At 44.8% G+C, this 20,400-nt stretch carries 14 protein-coding genes; 5 read left to right on the top strand and 9 right to left on the bottom strand.

The window, feature by feature from the left end; translation table 11 throughout:
- The first annotated feature begins 56 nt into the window (after nucleotides 1-56).
- The 3 genes from RB622_RS23610 to RB622_RS23600 all read left to right on the top strand — a co-directional run bounded on the left by RB622_RS23610 (nucleotide 57) and on the right by RB622_RS23600 (nucleotide 6,934).
- On the top strand, nucleotides 57-2,999 hold the full coding sequence (locus tag RB622_RS23610) for a TonB-dependent receptor (protein ID WP_308049181.1): 2,943 nt from the start codon (nucleotides 57-59) through the stop codon (nucleotides 2,997-2,999).
- 113 nt (nucleotides 3,000-3,112) lie between these two features.
- Nucleotides 3,113-5,962 carry a PQQ-dependent sugar dehydrogenase gene (locus tag RB622_RS23605; RefSeq protein WP_308049180.1) on the top strand — a complete coding sequence of 950 codons (2,850 nt, stop codon included), beginning with the start codon at nucleotides 3,113-3,115 and terminating at the stop codon, nucleotides 5,960-5,962.
- A 36-nt stretch (nucleotides 5,963-5,998) separates the two neighbouring features.
- On the top strand, nucleotides 5,999-6,934 hold the full coding sequence (locus tag RB622_RS23600) for a sugar phosphate isomerase/epimerase (protein WP_308049179.1): 936 nt from the start codon (nucleotides 5,999-6,001) through the stop codon (nucleotides 6,932-6,934).
- 89 nt (nucleotides 6,935-7,023) lie between these two features.
- Here the strand turns inward: RB622_RS23600 and RB622_RS23595 are convergent, their stop codons facing one another.
- On the bottom strand, nucleotides 7,024-7,932 hold the full coding sequence (locus RB622_RS23595; protein WP_308049178.1) for an NAD(P)/FAD-dependent oxidoreductase: 909 nt from the start codon (nucleotides 7,930-7,932) through the stop codon (nucleotides 7,024-7,026).
- A gap of 89 nt (nucleotides 7,933-8,021) precedes the next feature.
- Nucleotides 8,022-8,576, bottom strand: coding sequence for a TetR family transcriptional regulator (locus RB622_RS23590; RefSeq protein WP_308049177.1), 555 nt, complete (start codon nucleotides 8,574-8,576; stop codon nucleotides 8,022-8,024).
- Between the two features lie 144 nt (nucleotides 8,577-8,720).
- Here RB622_RS23590 and RB622_RS23585 point away from each other — a divergent pair, with 144 nt between their 5' ends.
- The gene (locus RB622_RS23585; protein ID WP_308049176.1) at nucleotides 8,721-11,036 is read left to right on the top strand and encodes a carboxypeptidase-like regulatory domain-containing protein; all 2,316 of its coding nucleotides are present in this window, start codon (nucleotides 8,721-8,723) and stop codon (nucleotides 11,034-11,036) included.
- A 510-nt stretch (nucleotides 11,037-11,546) separates the two neighbouring features.
- Here RB622_RS23585 and RB622_RS23580 read toward each other — a convergent pair.
- Nucleotides 11,547-12,101: a hypothetical protein gene (locus RB622_RS23580; protein ID WP_308049175.1), complete on the bottom strand. Its 555-nt coding sequence runs from the start codon at nucleotides 12,099-12,101 to the stop codon at nucleotides 11,547-11,549.
- A 257-nt stretch (nucleotides 12,102-12,358) separates the two neighbouring features.
- On the opposite strand from RB622_RS23580, the gene RB622_RS23575 reads away from it, so the two are divergent.
- On the top strand, nucleotides 12,359-15,529 hold the full coding sequence (locus tag RB622_RS23575; RefSeq protein WP_308049174.1) for a metallophosphoesterase: 3,171 nt from the start codon (nucleotides 12,359-12,361) through the stop codon (nucleotides 15,527-15,529).
- Between the two features lie 116 nt (nucleotides 15,530-15,645).
- Here the strand turns inward: RB622_RS23575 and RB622_RS23570 are convergent, their stop codons facing one another.
- The 6 genes from RB622_RS23570 to RB622_RS23545 form a co-directional block, all read right to left on the bottom strand.
- A complete protein-coding gene (locus tag RB622_RS23570; protein ID WP_308049173.1) occupies nucleotides 15,646-16,518 on the bottom strand; it encodes a poly(3-hydroxybutyrate) depolymerase in 873 nt (290 codons plus the stop codon).
- A 147-nt stretch (nucleotides 16,519-16,665) separates the two neighbouring features.
- A complete protein-coding gene (locus RB622_RS23565; protein ID WP_308049172.1) occupies nucleotides 16,666-17,238 on the bottom strand; it encodes a dihydrofolate reductase family protein in 573 nt (190 codons plus the stop codon).
- Between the two features lie 23 nt (nucleotides 17,239-17,261).
- Nucleotides 17,262-17,771 carry a DinB family protein gene (locus RB622_RS23560; protein WP_308049171.1) on the bottom strand — a complete coding sequence of 170 codons (510 nt, stop codon included), beginning with the start codon at nucleotides 17,769-17,771 and terminating at the stop codon, nucleotides 17,262-17,264.
- A gap of 45 nt (nucleotides 17,772-17,816) precedes the next feature.
- Complete coding sequence (locus tag RB622_RS23555; protein WP_308049170.1) at nucleotides 17,817-18,311, bottom strand: DinB family protein; 495 nt, start codon at nucleotides 18,309-18,311, stop codon at nucleotides 17,817-17,819.
- Between the two features lie 64 nt (nucleotides 18,312-18,375).
- Complete coding sequence (locus tag RB622_RS23550) at nucleotides 18,376-18,762, bottom strand: VOC family protein (RefSeq protein ID WP_308049169.1); 387 nt, start codon at nucleotides 18,760-18,762, stop codon at nucleotides 18,376-18,378.
- Between the two features lie 175 nt (nucleotides 18,763-18,937).
- Entirely contained in the window at nucleotides 18,938-20,260 is a 1,323-nt protein-coding gene (locus tag RB622_RS23545) for an MFS transporter (RefSeq protein WP_308049168.1), read from the bottom strand.
- Between the last annotated feature and the right edge of the window lie 140 nt (nucleotides 20,261-20,400).

Here is a 20,400-nt window from a genome sequence, read left to right as displayed (position 1 = left end):
AAAAGGATGCAGGGGACCGTTTTACCAAATCTAACCTCAATAAAACATTCAAATGTATGAAAGAAGCGTGTAATTTTCAAGTAATTCTAAGAGCCATGCGTATCTCGCTCTATCAGTTAATAATTGCCATCTGGGCTTTGGGTAATGCCAATGCGACGGAAGGAAACGCCCAGACATTACTAAGCAGAAAAATCAGCCTTAATGCCGAAAACAAAGAGGTGGAAACGATATTACAAAGTATTGAAAAACAGATCAACGGAAAATTTGTATTCAGTACAAAAATCATCAGAGGAGATCGTAAAATAAATCTGAAAGTTAATCAGCAGCCTTTGTACAAAGTATTGGACGAAGCCCTGAAACCACTTGAACTTACTTACCGTGTGACGGATAACCTGATCATCATCAGCCGCACGTCAAAGGAAGGGGCGCAATCTCTGAACGGGATGAAAAGTAAGGCGCCAAACTATACGGTTTCAGGTAAAATAAAGGACAGCAAAGGAGAAACACTGGGTGGCGTGACCGTGCTGTTGAACTACAAAAGCAATGGCGTCGTGACGGATATGAACGGCGCTTTCTCTTTTGTTGACATTCCCGAAGGCACTTATACGCTTTCCGTAAGCAGCATCGGTTTCACGGCTGTAAAAAAAGAAATTCAGGTGATCGGCGGCGATTTGCAGATTGATATCGATCTAAAAGACGATATCCTTCAATTGCAGGAAATTGTGGTGACAGGCGGAAACCCGAAAAAGAAAATCGAAAGCAGCGTGGCCATCACCACGATCAATAATAAGGACATTCAAACCAGAGCACCATTAAATAGCACAGATCTACTTAAAGCAATTCCCGGATTAACGGTTGAAAGTACAGGCGGCGACGGCCCTGGTAACGTATGGGTACGTGGTTTTCCGCAGCAGGGAGGTTATATTTTCCTGGGTATCATGGAGGACGGATTGCCGGTTTTACCTACTGGTTATAATTCACTTCCTTCCGTTGACCAATATTATAAAACGGATCTTACGATCAGAAACATTGAAGCGGTAAGAGGTGGTAACGCGTCGATCGTGATGGCCAATACGCCTGGTGCCGTAATCAATAACCTGAGCTACACCGGCGCTGAAAAAACATATGGCAAGTTTAAAGCTACAACGGGTTTGTCACAAGGACTTTACCGTCTGGATGGTAACATAGGCGGAAAAGTAAACAGCAATATCCGTTACAACATCGGTGGTTTTTACCGTACCGATAAAGGAATTGTTTCACCAGGTTACACGGCCAATCAGGGTGGACAGTTGAAAGGTAACATGACTTACAACTTTAAAAATCAGAAAGGATTTGTACGTGTCTACGGAAAATACCTGAACGATAAGGTGCAATGGATGCTGACAAGTTTTTACCCATACGACGGCACCGGAAAACCTACGAAAACCAGTTCTTTTGATATGGTAAGCCAGTCTCTGGCAACGATTGATACGAAATTCAGCTACACTGCAGCAGACGGCGTGACCAGAAATTACGATATGTCTGACGGGATACATACCAAACAGGGTGCCGGCGGTTTTCAGTTTAATTACACGACAGATCAAGGCTGGGAAATCAATAATAATTTCCGCTATCAGCACACCAACATGAACGTTACTGCTGGGATTCCTGCAAACAACGTTGCCTATAACGGCACTACGCAATATTATTACCTGGATGGAACCGCGGCTTCCCTGAAATCCGGTGACAGACTTGTGAATGTGACAGGCGTGACGCAGAAATTAAAAGATATTCAGATTGTGAATTATCTTGACCTGAAAAAGACTTTTGGCAATCATAGTTTTTTAATCGGTGCAGGAATTCATCAATATAACCGTAACGACGGACCGAACTATAACTTCTCTTATTTGCAGGAATTCAAGGAAAAGCCAAGAAGACTGATTACCTCGCCAACGGCTGCGCAAATCACGCCGCTGACACTGGCAACGGTAATCGGTGATTCAAGAACATTATCTGCTTATGCTTCTGACGAAATTACTTTGAATTCGCAGTGGAGACTGGATTTGGGCGCGCGTATCGATAACCAGAATGTGGATGGCAAAAGACCGTTTTATGCATACAAAGCCGACGGTACACCGGACTACACAAAAGCTTCTACTTTGGTGATTGCTGACTATACCAAATATTCTGAAAACGTTACAAACTGGGCAGCTACGGCGGGTTTAAACTTCAAGATTAACAATGCGGCAGCTTTATTCGCCAGAGCAACAAGAGCTTACAACGCACCCAATATCGCCGATTACAATGCAACGGCTTATAACCCAGAAAAAATCAAGAAACGTCCGGTTTACTTAGGTGAAATTGGTTTTAAATATGCTAAAAACGATTTCTCTCTTTTTGCATCAGCCAGTTATTCGGCTATCAAAAACGTTTCTTTGTCCATCACCGTGCCAACGGTTTCTTCGGGAAATCAAGTCTTACTGGCATTTGGATCGACAAGAACGTACAGCGCAGAATTTGAAGCATCCTATAAAGTTACTAAGTCACTGAACTTACGTTTAACGGGTACAGTTCAAGATTCGAAATACACGGATTATTCTGCAAGCACCAATACAAACTCGGCGATCGTGGCGATTCTGGGCGATACGACATACAGTTTCACAGGAAAAAGAACAGAACGCGTTCCTGTGTTGAATACGGAATTGTCAGCAACGTATGATTACAAGAAATTCAACATTTATCTGGCGGGAAGTTACATCGGCAGCCGGTTCACGGCTCCAAGTAACAGCTACAAATTACCCGCTTATGCTTTGATGAAAGGCGGCGTGGGTTATAGTTTCACTAAAAATCTGAATGCCAGATTTTGGGTAGACAACCTGCTCAATGCAAGAGTACTAACAGAAGGTGATGTGCGCGGTGATCAGTTCCGCAATTTCTCCGCTGTTGAAAAAGGCACAATGATGCCAGGCAGAGCCTTGCTTCCAAGAAGCTTGTGGCTATCATTGGCTTTCGAATTTTAATACTGATGGATGGAAAGAAGGGTGTCGGATTTTCGGGTCCGGCACCACTTCGCAATTGACCATTTTTTCTTAAAATATTATTATATTTTCAAGACTACCATAAACCTGACTATATGATTGATCCATCCGCCATTTATCCTGACATTTTAAATTTCACCAAAACTGCAATCAAGATGGTCGGCCTGGCGTGCCTGGCTTCCTTTACGATGCAGGATAGTCCGCCTAAACCCGATGAAAGCAGGTTCACACCCGTCGTGATCGCCGATAACCTGGATGAGCCGATGGTTTTTGAAGTCATCAGAGACGGTTCGGCGTATATCATTGAAAGAAAAGGCGCGCTGAAAAAATACAATGCGGCTACAAAAACAACAGACCTTATTGCCACCATTCCTGTTAACACAAAATATACCAGTGCCGACGGGGTTGTAAAAGAAGCCGAAGAGGGTTTGATGGGGTTTACGATGGACCCGAACTATGAAAAAAACCACTGGATTTATCTTTACTACGCACATCCCACAGAAAAAAAACATATACTGGCCCGCTGGGAAATAAAGGACGAACAGCTGGTTGAAAGCTCAAAAAAAACCGTTCTGGAAGTAGAAACCCAGCGCGAAGTTTGCTGCCATACCGGCGGCGGAATGACCTGGGATAAAGCTGGTAACCTTTTTCTGACGGTTGGCAATAACACCGGAAACCAAAAAGCCGCACAAACGGACGAACGGGAAGGACGCAGCAGCTGGGATGACCAGGGCCATGCGGGCAATACCAATGATTTAAGAGGAAAAATATTAAGGATTCATCCCGAAGCAGACGGAAGTTATACCATTCCGGAAGGGAACCTTTATCCAAAAGGAACGCCTAGCGGTGACGACCGCCGAACCAGACCTGAAATTTATTCGATGGGGCACCGCAATCCGTGGCGCATTTCCATTGACAGCAAGACCAATTATGTGTACTGGGGTGAGGTGGGTCCGGATGCAAATGAAGATTCCGATATCGGACCAAGAGGTTATGATGAGTTGAACCAGGCGCGTAAACCTGGGAATTTCGGCTGGCCGTGGTTTGTGGCGGACAATCAGGCTTTTCCTGTTTATGACTACGCTGCGAACAAACCGCTTGCCAAAAAAGACCCCGAACACCTTGTCAATACTTCGCCAAACAATACTGGTTTAAAGGAGCTGCCTCCAACGGCACCCAATTTTATCTATTATCCTTACGGAGTTTCTGAAAAATTCCCGCTTGTGGGTTCAGGTTCAAGAAGTGCTACCGGCGGTCCGATTTATCATAAGTCAGATTTTACGAATCCCAAACGTCCGTGGCCAGCATATTATGAAAATAAATGGATCGCAGCAGATTTTTCGCGCGGCTGGATTATGGCGATCAGTATGAAGGAAAACGGCGATTATGAATCGATGGAGAGAGTGCTTCCAGGTTATCATCCGGTGCAACCGATTGATATCAAATTCGGTCCCGATGGTGATTTGTATATTCTGGAATATGGTAGTAACTGGTTCAGAAAAAGTGATAACTCGCGTCTGATAAGGATTGAATACAATGGTGGAAACCGCAAACCGATCGTTCAGGTTTCGACAGATAAAAAAGGTGGCACCGTTCCTTTCCAGGCGAAATTATCGTCGGAAGGCACGAAAGATTTTGATGGGGATGCTTTAAAATACAGCTGGAAAATTACCGGTGCAGGTACTACGCCAAAGACTTTAACCGCAGCAAACCCAAATGTTTCTTTTGATAAACCCGGTGTTTATAACGTTGCTTTGACTGTCACCGACTCGAAAGGAGCCAGCAATAACCAATCCCTGAAAATTGTAGCCGGAAATGAGCCCCCGAAAGTGGTTGTAAATCTTGCCGGAAACAGTACCTTTTTCTTCGTCGGCAAACCGATTGATTATGCAGTCAGTGTCAGCGATAAGGAAGGCGGCAGTTTAGCGGACGGAAAGATCAAGGCTGATCAGGTTGCCGTCAGCGTGGATTACACGTCCGAAGGTTTTGACTACGCCGAAGTCGTACAAAGCCAGCGCAGTGTGGATGCTTCCACGCAGTTTGCTGTTGCGCAGGTTTTGATGCGTAAAAGCGACTGCAAGGTTTGTCATCAGCCAAACACAAAATCGGTAGGACCATCTTTCGCCGACATTTCAAATAAATACAAAGGCCGGTCGGGAGCGCTGGACAAACTCGTCAAAAAAGTACTGGAAGGCGGATCCGGTGTTTGGGGAGAAGTAGCGATGGCGGCCCACCCTGCCCTGCCTGTGGCTGATGCAGAGGTTATTGTCAAATACATTCTGAACAGCACTGACAAAACTCTGAGCACGCTTCCGGTAAAAGGCTCCTACACCCCTGAGATCCCAAAAGGCGATAACGGAAAAGGATCGGTGTTAATCAGGGCAGCATTTACCGACAGAGCCGTAAGCGGCGCCAAAACCATTCCTGCACAGACATCGGAAGAAATGACCGTTTTACGAAATCCGGAAATTTATGCCGCAGAAGCGCCCGTGATTAAAGGTGCTGAATTAAAAGCGTTAGGCGTTGCCGGCTTAGGTTTTAGTCTGGTTGCTTTTAACAACAGTTATCTGGCATTTAAAGGCATAGACTTATCGGGCATCGATAAACTTGAATTCGACGCCTCGGCACAGAAAAGGGAAGGCAGTGTTGGCGGAACCATCGAAATCAGGCTCGACTCACCGACGGGTATGCTCGTCGGCGAACAAAAAGTGGAAATGGCACCCGAAGTTGACATAGCCAAAGTGATGGCAGAAATGGAAAGTGAGAAAAAGAACGCCAAGCCGGGTACACCAGCCAAGCCTTTCAATCCTTTCGCCAGACCGCCCGTTCATGTTAAAATCAAGGATACAAAGGGCAAACATGATATTTATTTTGTGTTCAGAAATGAGAACGCCAAAGCAATTCAGCCTTTGTTATCTTTTTCAAAAGTCACTTTTCAGCAATAACAAACAATCAGGATTTAACTTCTAATTTCTTTTTATATGAATAACGACAGAAGACATTTTTTGAAAAAAGCAGGCGCACTTGCAGCCAGTGGCTTGGCCCTGCCCTACTTATCCAAAGCATCGGGCCTGACAGACTTATTTGCAGCGGAAAAGTCCGTGGGTATCCAGTTGTTCACTGTTTTTGAAAAAATGAACAATGACCCGAAAGGAACACTTGAAAAAATTGCGTCCATCGGATACAAGGAAATCGAATCGGCGTTCAGTACACGCGGCGGTTATTATGGTTATAAGCCAAAGGAATTCAAAAAAGTAGTTGAAGACCTGGGCATGACATGGAGAGCACACCATGCGCTCGGAGCGCCTTTCAAATTACCTCCAGGCCGTAAATTACCAGTGGGATCGGACGGAAAACCGATCACCATCCCGACCATGATGAACCTGCGTGATAACTACCAGCAGCTCGTTGACGATGCGGCGGAAGCTCAGCTGAGTTATCTGGTTTGTGCAAGCACCCCGGTGGGAACGCAGGACGAGGTTAAAAATTCAATTGAAGTGTTTCAAAAAACCGGCGAAGCCAGTAAAAAGGCCGGAATAGGTTTTGCTTACCACAATCACGCCACGGAATTCGACCCTGTGGAAGGCGGAAAAACAGCCTATGAACTGGTTCTATCTCAAACGGATAAGGATCTTGTAAAAATGGAACTTGACCTGGCCTGGGCAACCAAAGCTGGCAAAGATCCGGTAGCCTTGTTTAAAGAACATCCCGGCCGTTTCCCGTTATGGCATGTGAAGGATATCAAAAAAGATCTTCAGACAATAACAGAAGTGGGGACTGGTGTGGTTGAATTTAAACGAATTTTTGAAGCTGTGCAAATCGCCGGTTTAAAATATTTCTTTGTCGAGTACGACCTGGCGCCTTCGTTTGACACGGTACAAACCTGTTATACGAATTTAAAAAAGATAATCGGGTAAGTTTTAGAGGAGTCAACTTTTGGAAAGTTGACTCCTCACCCCCTCAAAATTTGACTCCTCCCTTTTCAAATACCCAAAACCAGTTATCCTTAAACATACCGGTCACTGATCATTTCATGATTTAAAAATGCTCCTGCTACGGTTCCTGTCGCCACCGCCGACGACACCGACCGTAAACGCAAAGTATTATCACCCGCAGCAAATATTCCCGCCACGGAAGTTTTGCCAAACTCGTCGACCTTGATGTAACCTGCATCATTTATTTCACATCCTATCCTGGCCGGAATATCCGTATGCTGCTGAAACGGCAGTTTCGCATACATTGCATCCAACTCCTCTCTGCTTCCATCCTTGAACACAACTTCGCTCAGATGTCCTCTGTCATGCAATAATTCTTTTATTTCTTTCTCGACAATTCTAAAATCCGGATTCGAAATCTTGCTGAACATCTCTTTGTTGAAAGCTGCTTTCCCATTCGTAAAAAGCGTTAATTTTTGCGTCCAGTTATCAATCAGTTTGACAAATTCCAGTGCCCCTTCCCCATTCATAAAAATCCCCGTGTTCTGACCGCTGTATTCGTATCCATGGCAATAAGGACAATGAATGACTGAAATTCCCCAGCTCTCCGAGAATCCGGGAATAGCCGGCATGATGTCGCTGACACCCGTGGCAAAAATGATTTTCTTTGCCGTAAATGCTCCTTTTTGTTCCGTTACAATCGTAAAATCATTGTTTGCCCCCGTAACATCGACAACCGTGTCGTTTTCAAAACGAACAGTCGGATAAGCCAGTACCTGCGCTTTGGCCAGCGCCGATATTTCGGCTGGTTTGGCTCCGTCGTGTGTGATAAAATTATGTGAATGCGGCGTTTGTCTGTTGCAGGGTTTACCGGCATCAATAATCAACACTTTCCGGATGGCCCTGCCCAAAGCCATAGCAGCCGATAACCCGGCATAGCTGCCTCCAATAATCACCACATCAAAATCTCTGTTTTCCATTATGCCTTGTCTGTAAAAATTATCGAAATCCATTTTGTCATTATTTTAATCAAAATTTCTCAAATATGAGACATTTATATGCAAATTTTTTAAACTAAAACTCCTTTACTTAACGAATACCATGCGAACTTTTTAATGTTGATCCGGGCTACATTCCCTGCTTTTTCCGCATTAATAGCCGCCGTAACAATCCCGGTACATAACATTTCAATCCATTCGGCAGTCAACCCGCCTGTGATTAAACCTTTGTTTTGAAGGTCTTCGATGGTGCTTTTGAACTTGTTAAAAGTCCTGTCATAATCAGAGCAGTTTTTATCCACTTCGGAATGGTTATGATGTTCGTTATTATGCAGTTTATGCAAAAAAGAAAACTTGACACCACAATCGATCGCGGCATAAAGCATGTGTTCAAATCTTTCCAGCGGCTCGGTGTAAGTAGCATAAACGGCACCAATGCTGCTTCTGCAACTTTCCTGCATGGTATGATGACAAGCCGCCAAAAGATCATTCCGGTCTTTAAAATACCGGTGCAAGGTTCTCCGGGTCACCTCAGCCTTCTCCGCAACTGTTTCCAAAGGCGCCGAAAAATCTTCGTTAAAAATCGCTATTGCCGCGTCCGTAATCTTTTGTTTTGTGTCCTTCATCACCGCCATATTTTTCAAACAAAATTATGTCATATTTCTCAGATATGAGACATTCTATTGGAAAAATATTTTCTATACAAAAATGTTTCGGTCAGATTTAGGGTAAAACAAAGCGAAGTTGTCAGGGATGTAAACAAATTAGCTATGAAAAAATACTTCTTTACACTGCTCGCCGGACTATATTCCGTCATCGCACAAGCGCAACCCGTCCAGGTCGTGAAGGGACGCGTAACCGATACCGAATCTCAGCAACCCGTCATTGGCGCCAACGTGGTAATCACTTCCCTGAACCCTGTTATTGGCAACACGACAGATACAGAAGGGTATTTCAGGATCGAAAATGTCCCTGTCGGCCGTCACTCTTTTAAGATTACGAGCGTAGGTTACGACCATGCGTTTTTGCAGGAAATCACCGTTGGGTCGGGAAAAGAGGTTGAACTGACGATAAAACTTTCCGAGTCTTTCAAGGCCCTGGACGAAGTGGTGATTAAAGCACAAAAAGAAAACGGAGCACCGCTCAATGACATGGTTAGCGTCAGCGGCCGTTCTTTCACGGTAGACCAAACCAAACGATTTGCCGCGGCTGTCAATGATCCCGCACGCATGGCGTTGTCCTTTGCGGGCGTGGCCACCAATGATGACGGAAACAACCAGATCATTGTGAGAGGAAACAGCCCCAAAGGCATGTTATGGCGCATGGAAGGCGTAGAAATCCCTAACCCCAACCACTTTGCACAGGAAGGGTCCAGCGGCGGCGGCATCAGCGCGTTAAGCGCGAACGTCCTGGGAAACTCCGATTTTCTGACGGGCGCATTTCCAGCCGAATATGGTAACGCAACATCGGGCGTTTTTGACCTGAAACTCAGAAAAGGGAATAATGAAAAACGTGAGTACGCAATGCAGGCTGGTGTTCTCGGACTCGATTTTGCAGCCGAAGGACCCATCGGGCCCAAATGTGGTGCTTCTTATCTTGCTAATTATCGCTACTCCACCCTGGCTGTACTTAATAAAATCGGGCTGAACATCCAGGGCGATTTTTCCAATACGTTTCAGGATGGCGCTTTCAAAGTATACATTCCTTATGGCGACAGAGCCGTGGTTTCGGTCTGGGGTTTGGGCGGATTGAGTACTTCATCAGCAGATAATGAAGATCTTAAAGAAAAATTTCAGTCCAACCGCGGTGTTGTCGGTGTCAATTACCTGCGTTTTATTAACAATAAATCTTATTTCGAAAATACCATATCTTACTCGGCGACCAAACAAAGCGACGATTTTTACGATAAAATCAGACAAACCAATTACCAGCAGGATTTCATCAACCAGGCGCTTCGGATCTCATTGTTGTACAACTATAAAATGAACGCCAGAAATACATTCCGGCTGGGTGTTATTGTGAATCATTACAATTTCAACCTTTTCGACAAAGACGATGAAGACGGCCCCTATGTGGTTAAGGTAAATCAGGAGGGAAGTACGGAATTATTTCAGGCATACGGACAGTGGAAACATCGTCTCACCTCTACATTAACCCTAAACGCAGGTATTCACGCGATGCTGCTGGCGCTGAATGACCAAAGTTCCATTGAACCCCGGCTGGGGTTAAAATGGGCCGCCGCACCAAAACATACATTTAGCCTGGGGGCCGGTTTACACAGTAAAACCGAATCAATTTCCACTTATTTCGCACAGGTAAACATCGGCGACAACCGGACCGATGAATTAAACAAAAACCTGAAACTGATGAAATCGGCGCACGCCGTGGCAGGTTATGAATTCCGGCCTTCGGCGAGCTGGCGGGTGCTGTCGGAAGTGTATTATCAGCATCATTACAATATTCCCATAGGCCCGGCCAATACCACCACGCCCTTTCTGCTCCATAATTCGCAACTCAATGAAATCAGTGGTTTTGTAACGGATACCTTAACAAGTGACGGCAAAGGACGCAGTTATGGCCTTGAACTGACGGTTGAGAAATCGCTTACCAATGGTATTTATTTCATGAGCACGACCTCTCTTTACCAATCGAAATATACCGGACGCGACGGTATTGAGCGCGACAGCCGTTTCAACGGAAAATTTGTACAAAATGTTTTGGCAGGAAAAGAGTGGAAAGTCGGGAAAAACAAAACCAACATTTTCGCAGCGAATATCAAGCTGCTTGCCGCCGGAGGAAACCGTACGACGCCAATCGACCTTGAACAATCACGGAAAGACAGAAAAACGGTTTACGACTGGTCAAAAAGTTATTCCGAACAGCTGCCAACCTATTTCCGTACCGACCTGCGGGTGAGTTATACCAAAAACAGAAAACGTACCTCTTCCACCCTGTCGCTGGATATCCAGAATGTGACGAACCGGCTAAACGCGTTCAACCGCTATTATGAGTTAAAAAATGACCGTGTCAAATTAATTACCCAAACCGGTTTATTGCCGATTTTAAATTACAGACTGGAATTTTGAGTAACCACGATAAGTCATTGAAGTTGTTTAAACTTAGAGATAATCCGAAGGGATGATATTATTGTAGAAAATGCGGATAAACATTCAGGTCATAGCCCTGAAAGGGTGACATAACCATTTCAGAAATCGAATGTACAACGCCGTCAAGAATTCTTATTCCACGGCTAATTGCAACCAATCGGCCACCCCAACGGGGTTTGATGGAATCGTCTGACATTTAAATGCTACAATAATGTCATCCCTCTGGGATTTTTGCGGGCTGATGATGTAGCCCCATCAACTACCATATGAAGGCAAGGAATGAAATTTTGGTCGATTGCCGACGGCAAAACTGTCTTACAATGTAATTCGCGTAACCTATATTAATTTACCACAAATAAATTTAAACCACTTCATTGATTTCCCTGGCATAACACAACCCGATAGCCGTGACCATGCCGAAGAAAACCGATATTGATCTTCTGACGTATTTGCCCGAACGGTTACACGTATATGGTAGATAGTAAGTATCTAATCGATAAGCCCCAATTCCTGTTTTACAAGCGAATAATTAGCCCAGTCAGTATTTTTCAAACGGCCTCCTGTCGCGGGCGGCACAATAACCCAGCGAAATTCCAGATCAAAATCAATTGGTTCGAGACGTGGCTTGGCATAAGTCAGATCAAAATTCATTGTGCCCTTGCTTTCCCTGACCTGCATGAAGAAACCCAAAGCAAGCTCCTGGTTTGCTGTGGGAAGCGAAAACACAACATTATCTCTTCCGGTGTTACGATAATAGGCCATGACAAGCGCTTTATCAAGATTGGCCTGGGTAATCGTTTTTTCATCCAGTGACACTAAAAAATAGGATGAATTCTGGTTGGCTACCCAAGCCGTGCTCGCCACCTTCGTCCAGGCTGATATTACCAGATTGGCCGTCGAACCAGCTACACCTTGTGTTCCTTGCGGGCCGGCAGGGCCCGCAGGACCGACAGCTCCATCTTCTCCTTTACAAGCCATCAGGCAGGTGAACAGTGCCACGGCCAGGAGCCCTTTACGGCTCAATAATCGTATTGTTTTGATCATTACATTAAGAGGTAAGGCGGTAATAATAGTTTTCAGATTACGTCAGGTATAACCCAAGTCTACCCGTCCTCCAATTGCACTGATTTGCAGTTGGGGTTATCGAAAAAGCGGCACCACCTCAGGCAGTTAACGATCTGATTGGCAGTGTGATAATATATTAAATATATAAAATAAAATTTTGATTTTTAAACAAAAAATAGTAATTTTTAGCTAATACTTTTCTGCACCCATGCTCACTCACCTTACCTCTTTTTCTTATGAGACAAGCTATACTCGTTCTGCTGTATTGTCTGCTGTCTTCACTGGAAGTGCTTAGTCAGACACCTGTCGTTGTGCGCGGGCCATACTTGCAAATGGCCTATGCTATTAAGCAAAATGAAAACTTTACACGTGCGTTTGTGACGATACGCTGGCGGACAGATCTGCCTACACTGGGGCGTGTTGTCTACGCAGAAGAATTTGAAGGCCTAAGTAACGGAGGCAGAATCGTGGACGAAACAACAGCTTCCACGGAACATAAGATTGTCCTGACCGACCTGGCGACAGACCGGCTTTACAACTACTACATCGGAACCGCGTTTAATAATTCTAATCCCGCTGAACAGACGCTCATTTTAGAGAAATCCGTTAACCACGTTTTCCGGACTCCTCCCCCACCCGGTTCAAAGAAAAAAATACAGATGTGGGTACTCGGCGACTTCGGGGCATTGCCAAAAACGAATTTCAACAACAGACAGGACAGCACCATTGCATCGTTTCAGAATTTCATGACCGCGAACAAAACCGGCCCGATGGATCTTTGGTTATGGCTGGGTGACAATGCCTATGAACAGGGAACCGAAGACCAGTATCAGGATCATATTTTCGACAAGGGCAGAGGACGTTATGACTGGATATTCCGGCAGACACCGTTTTATGCAACACCCGGTAATCATGATTACTATGACGGAGCCTCAACCGTTCCTCAGCGGGAAGTTAACCGCTTCACAAAAAATGTTCATTATTACTCGGTCGTTGACAACTTCAAAAACGGCGAAGGAGGTGGAGAACCTTCCGGTACAGAAGCCTATTATTCCTTTAACTATGGTAATATCCATTTCATAAGTCTGGATACCTATGGATACGAAAAATCGGGTGACACCCCTATCAAGATACTGACCACAAGCGGTGAACAGTACAAATGGCTGAAAAGGGATCTTGCAAAAACCAATGCAAACCCTGATATCAACTGGGTGATCGTGTTTACGCACATGCCTCCATACAGCGGCGGCTCGCACAATTCCGACACTGAAGATGAATTAACGGCGACACGCCAGAATCTGATTCCCCTGCTTGATTCCAACAAGGTCGATCTTGTTTTGAGCGGTCATAGTCATGATTATCAACGTTCCCGCTTAATGCGGGGCCATTCGCAAACATCCGCTTCCTTTAATTCGACAACGCACAATCCTTCGATCGGCAGTAATGCGCAGGGAAGCGGAAAATACGATGGCACAGCCAATTCCTGCTTTTATTACAAAACCAGCGCAGCCACCCAAAATGAGGGCATTGTTTATGTTGTAAACGGCGGTGGCGGGAGACCTAATGAAGGTACTGCAAGCCAACTTTTACAAAATCCATCGCTCATCAGCAAAATCATGCAATCTGCCATTTTCATGGGCGGGTCCATGCATATTGAGGTTGAAAACAAACGTCTCACTGCAAAATTCATCGGGGCCAATAAACAGGTGCTCGACCAGTTTGTCATTTATAAGGATCTGGACAATTTCACTGTTCCCCGGACCGATAGTACCACCCGGATTGCCACCTGCGAATGTACGGAGGCCCTCAATCAGAACACAAGTTTTACGCATTACACGGACAATAACGCCAACCTGCTGTTGTCCATCGCCAAACACGATATCAACATTGGAAAAGTTGGTGTATCCAATTTTGAAGTCCGGTTAAGTGGTGCGGCCGGCCGGACCAATATCGGGGCTTTTTATCCGGATAATTATGTACGGGCCGACAGAACAAGGTCGTTCAGTTCCAACTGGCGTATCATGAACCGATATTGGTCAGTTAAACCCACGACTGAACTCAGCGGAACACAGCAGGTCACGATCCGGCATTATTATAAACAGGAGGACCTGGCCAGTTTGTTCTGGGGAGCAAGTGCCGAAGATCTGGTCTATCGCGATTATTTAAAATTCTATAAAATCAACAGCATTAACACGGCCTATAACCTGGATCCCAAGGCAGGGAAACACAACACCTTGCAGGGAGCAACGGCCTATAACAAGGACGGGATCTGGATCTATGATAAAAGCTCGGACATCACGCCTGCGCAGGCATCACTAAACCATTTCAAGAACCGTTACATCGGGGATTTTCCACTGCATTTTCATTATCTGTTGTCAGACACCCATTATGGTGAGTTTGTCGTAGGCAGACTGGCAGGTGGCGGCGGTATCGGGGGGCAAGGATACGGCCTTAACCCGCGGGGTTCGCTCATGCTTATTTCATCCGGCGATCAATGGAAATATCTGGCAACGGGTATAAAACCCGTTGATTATACCAATGTCTCCGGCGGCGTCACCGAGGTATTAAGCTGGAAAGGCAGCAATAAAATCATAGATTATTATAACACGTTTGCGAACTGGCCGCAGGGAACTGCATCCTTCGGTTACTCACCCAATGGCGAAGATTTTGAGCGCTGGACAATTCCGGCATGTGCCGCCGAACTGGCCTGTTACCAGGTCAATGCCAATGAAGCACACCTGATTCCGGGTTGCATTACAACGCCTTGTGCAAACCGTTGGACTACCTACTATTTCCGAAAAACATTCGCAGCGCCCGATCTTTCCAATGCTATTTACAAATCCATTATCATTAACTACAAGCGGGACGACGGTGTAATCATCTATGTAAACGGGAAAGAGTTATTACCCCGGGACCCGAATATGCCGACGGGAACAATAACCGAAGCAACTTTTTCCAATGGCTCCCCCGAATATGCCTGGCTAACCGTTGTGATCCCCAACGATGGCAATTATTTTCGTAAAGAGCCTTTTAACGCAACCAACACGGTCGCGGTTGAACTGCATCAGAATAGTTTAACCAGTTCAGATGTTCAATTCGACATGGAAGTGGTTTTAAGTCAGGATGCACTGACGGCTCCGGCCCGTATTGCCGCAGCAGAAGCGTTGCAAACCACTGAACCTTTACACATTCTCTACCCCAACCCAACGGATGGCAAAGTCTATTTTAGCAATCCATTGGTCTATGAAACGATCCGGATGACGGATGCCAGGGGCGTCGTTGTCCGGTATTTGTCCGTCCCGGGAAGTCTTAACGAACTGGACCTGTCAGATTTTTCAGCAGGTGTATTTATTTTGTCCAGCCAGGACAGGGATAAGGTTACGCATTACAAGATCATAAAAAAATAATGACGCTGATTTATCCGTATGCACTGTAAAAAGGCCTAACAAACAACAATATCAATCTGGCTTAAACCACCAGATTGATATTGCATGTACTTTGCTCCTTAACAAAATCCTGAATCCTAGTCATTAATCTGTCTTTTGAAAAACTTCCAGGATTCTTCAAAAACGTCAATATCTGTTAAAAACTGATGCTTTCCGTTGATAACTTTCAACAGTGTTACCTCCGGTTTGTTTTTTTTTCGGTAGGAATAACTTTCCACCGTGATATTATTGCTGGTATCCGCATCAGGCAAAATGGTTTTGACAGGATTTCCCTTATATCCGTCCAGCGTAGCCCAGTATTGAAACGATTGTTCGGTTGCCCGTACTTTACCCAAAGTAACGCCCGGCGTCCTCACTTCTCCGCCGTTGTAGGGATTGGTCTCATCGGCAGTTCCATTGATGATCTGTGTCGCGATTGGTATTTTTGCTTCGCCGCAGTCCATATTGTCGGGTGCTGGCATGTTGGCCACGATCGCTGAAATCGCTTTGAATTTTTTAGGCATCGTAAGCCCCAGTTTGTAAGTCATATGGCCGCCACCCGAAAAACCGGTCGCAAAAACATGCTTCTCATTGATCTTATATTTCGTTTTGAAATACGTTATCATTTGAGAAAAGAATGCTTGCTCGTCAATATTTTCCTGATTGGCAGCCGCAGTAGAAGCCTTCCGGCACTCATTCCAGTATCGTTTGTAGCCAGCCGGATAAACCAGAATAAAGTTTTCCTTTGCTGACTGTGCTTCCAGTTTTTTAGTTTTATCAAAAAGCGACTGAGGCTCGCCGCCAGACCCATGCATTGCGAAAATAAGACTGGCTCCCGTTACTTCAGACTGGGGTTTATTGAAATAAAAGATTCGGTAATGGTTTTCAATAAGCAGTGAATCTTTGATGGTCTGCGCTTTTACAAAAACACATGGAAAAAAGATTAAAGTCAGAAGCAGTTTTTTAAACATTTCGATCGGCAAGTTGTATAAGCATTGTTCATTTCACTAAATAACCTGAAACCGATATTATACTGATGCACATTTAATAAATCCAAAACAAACTTTGAATCGAGCAGGATCTTATCCATGAAAGTACCAATGTTTACGGACGCCGATTTATCTAACCACACGAAACCAAATATGCGTAGCTCCGGATGACTCTTCCATTTTAACGCGCTCCAGCTCAATAGGCTTCATCCCGATTTGTTCAAATAACAACGTGCCACAGCAAAGTAATACGGGAATAATATGGATGTGAATTTCATCAACCAAACCGGCTTTTATAAAACTTTGCGCGATACTCGCTCCCCCCATTAACCAGATATTTTTTTCTCCGGCCACTTCTTTTGCCTTATCCAGCGCTGCTGTTACCCCTTCGGGCACGTAGGTAAATCCACTGATCGCTTTTTCAGGATTTTGGTTCGTTACCACAAACGCTGGCATTGAAAAAGGCGAAGCGCCTCCCCAGGCATCATCAATCGCGATCGCGTAAGTTCTGCCGCCAACAATAACCGCACCGGAAGATGAGACAACCTCTTCAAGTATTTTGCCGTCAATGTGTGTTTTTCCTTTAAATATCCATTCATGCAACCGTTCTCCGCCAACACCCATCGGCTGCCGCGGAGTGACATCCGAGCCTGCTATATACCCATCCAAAGACATAGACAGATCCAAAATTACCTTTTTCATCGGATCAGATGATTTGAAATTTTCTATTTACCCATCACCTCACTGCGGATATTTTTCATTTGGCGAATATGCCGCCGTGTGTGATAAATCACGAAATAAACAGCTTCAAGCCTGGTGAGAAATCCATAAACAGGAAGCTCAAAAGAAGTACAGGTTTTGGTCAGATCCAGTTTTGAAACAGCCGCTCCTATTTCCGTGCGAACGCCTTCCAAAGATACCAGCAAATCTCTCTTTTTATAACTTATTAATTCCGGTCTGACAAAATCGGGAGATTGCATTTTTATATCAAAATTCAGAAAGTCAGATTTGATTTTCACAACCATTTCATCGGGATTTCGATCCGTTTCACGTGTCGGACCATTCAGCATCTGAGCGAACCCGCTATTTGCCATCACCATATGCTGGCTCACTTGCCCGGCCGTCCAGCTACCCTCAAACGGTACCTTATTTAATTGCTCCTCCGTGAAAGTAGAAGTCAAATTTTTGAACTCCGCCAGCGTTTCGTTTATTTCATCAAGTGTTTCCGTATGCATCGAATTAAGTTTGTAATTGGTTTATTGTCTGTACCTTATCAGCCACTACATATACTTCATTGCCGGATAGTTCAGCAATCTCCTCCACAAAGCAATCTGACCGATAAGATTAGCCTCACGATACATCACAAAAGCCAGCAGTTCATAAATAGAAATGGTCTGCCCCGGCATCATGTCGATCCGCTTATCCAAAGCTTCGTCGGTTACATGCACGAGCAGTTTTCTTAAAACCGGTGTGATATGTTCCCAGTCACCTTTGTAAACTTCCAGATCAGGGTAAATAATACCTTCCTGAATCCCCCTATTATCGCGAAAAAAATCAAATGCGGTATGTTTGTCCGGCGCACCCAGTTCCCCGGCCAGGTCAAACCGCGCATGAACAGCACTACCGGCAAGCCAGGCTATGTGGTTGGCTTTGGTGTCGAGCCGGTTGTGAATATCGTCATTTGAAATACCGTCAATAACGTTTTTAAAAAATGTAGTCTGCATATCATACAGGGTAAGAATACCGTACAATCTGTCGCTTTTCACAGTTTCCATATTCATTTCAGTTTATTGGTAAAAGTTAAAATAAGCCATACGAACTGGCTGAGGAACTTTGAAGTTATTCCTCCTCCTGAATTACCGACAGGATATTCCCGGCCGGATCTGTAAACCAGGCAATAAGCGGACCGCCCCCACGAAATATATGATCCGCGTCCGTCTTAAATCCGGGCCAGTCATAGCTTTCAAACGTTACACCCAGCGCTTTCAATTTTTCCACAGCTATTTTGACATCGGAAACCGGAAAATTAAGGATGGTGAACGATGCCGGCCTATGATCGGCTTTTTCATAGATAACCAGCGCATTACTTCCCGCGACGTGCAGCTGCAATACGTTCATTTCAGCTAGTTCTGTAATTTCTATTTGAAGCGTTTCTCCGTAAAACCGCCTGGCCTTTGCCAGATCATTCACTGAAAAACCGCTGAATGCTTTTGTTTCCCTAAACATAATGGTCTGGTTTAAGCATTGACTAATAAACAATTAAAACAAAAAAAACGGCTATACTATTTCAAATAAGTAGTAGTGAAAAATTAGTTTATATTATTGATTTTTATAATAAGCTATCAATCATCCGGTTACTGAACTAATCACCAACAGCTACTTACTTTCATAAGCTTAAATCTCAAACAACCTGTGTCTGGTTGAAATCCGGCTGATGTTTTTGATAATTTTTTGAAAGCTTTTTATAGGCATCCGTCCGCATGGCCATCAGTGTGATAATCAGTCCCACGACCCCTGTTACAGAAAACAAAAGGGCGAGCCCCCTGTCAGTTCCCGTACCAAACCAGCCGCCGATCAGACTGACTCCCGCCCCGGTGGTCATAAAAGGAATAAAAATAAACTTGGCGATGGGGCCAATCATGAAAGCGGTTACTGGTGAAGCCGCCTGCTCCACACTTTGTGCAAAACCAAATACCCGCCCCTGTCTTTCCAGCGGGATTACTTTTTGAAGTATCGTTTGTTCGGTAGCTTCCACGACCGGGATCAGACACAGGTAAACGAACAAACCAACGGCTAAAAGGACAATCGAAGCCTGAATAGTAAAGAAAATACAGATCGTCCACATAACGATATTGGAAATAAAAAGTGTCCGGAGCGGTTGTTTCCCCAATCCCCTTTTGGCCACAATTAACCCGCCCACGATAAATCCAAGGCTCAAAAATCCCCAGAGAATTCCCCAAACCTGCACGGAAACCATGGACAAACCGTAGGCATCCATGAGCGACATAAATACACCGCCCAGAAAATTATTGAAAGTGTTGAAAAATATCAGCCCGAAAAGCCCGGGGACAACACGCACAGCTTCAATAGTCCCCCGGATATCGATACTTTCCAAATGCGACTGAACATGTACGATCTCCTTCTCTTCAATGGTTATCGTCGTCAGGTGCAGGAGCACGAGTACAGTTAATCCCACGGCCATCACGAGCATCCACATCATCCCCAGAAAACCGATCACGAGCCCGCTAAAAATAGAAGCCACCAGAAACGAAACGCCGTTGGCCGTGCCGACCAATCCATTTGCCTTGTCTCTGTTCTCTTCGGGAATCAATATGGTCACAACCGTTGAAAGCGCGATGGTCCGGATATTTCCCGTAATGGCTCCGAAGAGGCAAAGGATGATAAACAGCCAAAGGTTGACGCTGGAAGCATTTTTAAAAACCTCGGCAGGTGTTACGAAGTAAATAATCAGGGCAACAATGTATAAGGCCAGCGTAAGGACTCCCGACAGCATCATGGAAGTTTTTTTCTTATATCTGTCCACAATCGAACCCAGAAAAAATCCGGATATGGCCACGGTTCCAAAATAAACCCCGGCCATAACGGACGTTGCCACTACGGATCTGGTTTCCAGATACACCCAAAATGTCACTGCAAACCAGACAAAAGTGTTTGTCAGTGCAGCGGCAAGGGAATTGGCTAATATGGCGTAAAAGGTTTTCATGGGTCTGCCGGTAAGGAAAATAACAATTCAAAAGTATTACAATTAAACAGTTTGAAACGAGGCTTTACAAGACAGAATAAGGGGGTGATTGCGACAATTATAATTTATGAACAATTAAATAACCAGTATAAAAATAAGCA

The sequence above is a fragment of the Dyadobacter sp. LHD-138 genome, assembly GCF_030929615.1.
Taxonomy (GTDB): Bacteria; Bacteroidota; Bacteroidia; order Cytophagales; family Spirosomataceae; genus Dyadobacter.
Note: the sequence above shows the minus strand (reverse complement) of the source record. Positions and strands in the feature narration are given on the sequence as shown.